Annotated in this window: 1 protein-coding gene; it reads right to left on the reverse strand. The window is 64.8% G+C overall.

The window, feature by feature from the left end; genetic code table 11:
* The coding region (locus tag AC1DJN_RS21795; RefSeq protein ID WP_478040231.1) for a methyl-accepting chemotaxis protein at positions 1-1,711 on the reverse strand (1,711 nt) is incomplete at its 3' end.
* Between the last annotated feature and the right edge of the window lie 302 nt (positions 1,712-2,013).

Genomic DNA, 2,013 nt, shown 5'->3' on the forward strand with positions numbered 1-2,013 from the left:
CTTCCACTGCGGCATTCAGCGCCAGGATGTTGGTCTGGAAGGCGATGCCATCGATGACCGAGATGATCTCGGCGATCTTCTTCGAGGAGGCTTCGATGGCCGACATGGTGGTGACCACCTGGCCGACCACGCTGCCACCCTGCGAGGCCACGCCGTGCGCGCCGATGGCGAGCTGGTTGGCCTGGCGCGCGTGCTCAGCATTCTGGCGCACGGTGGAGGTCAGTTCCTCCATCGAGGCGGCGGTTTCTTCCAGATTGGCGGCCTGCTGCTCGGTACGGCGCGACAGATCACTGTTGCCCGACGCGATTTCGCCGGCCGACAGGGTGATGCTGGAGGCACTGGCCTGGATCTGGCTGACGATCTGGGTCAGCTGGCTGACCGTGGCGTTTGCATCGTCGCGCATGCGGGCGAACACGCCCTGGTAGTCACCGTGCATGCGTGCCGTCAGGTCGCCGTCGGCAATGGACGACAGCAGCTGCGAGAGCTTGCCGAGGTTGTCATCGCTGACTGCCATCATGGCATTGAGGTTTTCCAGCATGGTGCGGAAATCGTGATCGAAGCGCTGTGCATCGCCGCGCTGGCTGAAGTCGCCCGCAGCGGCGGCACTGGCCAGCTGCTTGATCTCGGCGTTGATGCGGCCGAGGTTGGCCTTGACCGTGTCGACGGTGGTGGTCATCGCCGCCTTTTCGCCCGGATAGCGCGCGATGTCGCTGCTGAGGTCGCCCACGGCGTACTGCTGCACGACGTTCAGTACATCGTGCAGGGTCTGCACGTGGCTGCCGACCAGGACGTTGGTTTCCTGCACCATCAGTCCGTATTCGCCGGGGAAGCTGCTGGCGTCGATGCGGTAGCTGAGTTCACCGCCATCGTGGCGGCGCGCCATCTCGCGCTGGCCGCTGATGACCGCGTGCAGCTGCTGCTGCATGCGCGACATGGCTTCGAGCAGGCGACCGGTTTCGTCATGCGGCTGCGGGCCGATGTGGCTGTCCAGCTTGCCGCCGGCAATGCCTTCGGCCACGGCGGTGGCCTGCTTCAGCGGACGTGCGATGCGGTTGCCGATGACCCAGCTCAATGCCAGCACGATCAGCACCAGTACGCCGCCGGCCAGGGTCATGATGGCGGTGAAGACCAGTGCCTGCTGCTGCACGTCATCCATGTATACGCCGCTGCTGACCACCCAGTTCCAGGGCTTGAACAGGCCGGCGTAGGACGCCTTGTCGTACAGGCCTTCGCTGTTGGCCTTGGCCCACTTGTAGGAGACCACCCCGCCGCCCTTGCGAGCCACTTCCACCAGGTCGTGGAACAGCTGCACGCCGTCCTCGGAGCGGAAGTCCTTCATGTCCTTGCCGATCAGGTCCTTGCGGAACGGATGCATCAGCACGCGGTAGTTCGTGTCGTAGACGCTGTAGTAATACGTATCACTGTCGGCGCGCATGCGCGCCAGCGCATCGAGCGCGGCCTGGCGGGCGGCGGGCTCGGTGAGTTCGCCGCTGGCGGCCAGCCCGTGGTAGTGGTCGAGGATGCCGTAGGTCAGTTCAACCTGGGTCTTCAACGACGACTTGCGGGTTTCATTGAGGTCCAGGTACTGCATGCGGGCAGCGATCACCGAGAGCGCGATCACGCCGAGTGCGATCAGCAGCGTGAGCAGATTGAGCTTGCGTCGGACGGAGAGATTGCTGAAGTAGTGTTGCCAGCGATGCAGGAGATTCATCGAGCAGTACCCGGGTGGTGGTGGGTGGAGGCGCCGGTGCTGATCGGGAGCARCGGTGACATGACCGTTATCGGCCGCGGGGGCGGGGGATTGAGGTGGGCTGTTCGAACGTATTCAGGTTTGTTCGCAGCGGCGGCTGCGGCGCTGCCTGCGGCAGGCTTTCGGAGCGAGAGCAACAGCAACTGCGGATGGTCGGCTCTGCAATGTTGAGGGGGAGCCGTGCGGGGATGGGCTGGCGGGGCATGCCGTAAACCCGTCCATGGGGGCTCGATGGCGCCATCCATGGCGCCAACGGTCCCGCC

The sequence above is a fragment of the Stenotrophomonas sp. 05L414_2 genome (genome assembly GCF_056397905.1).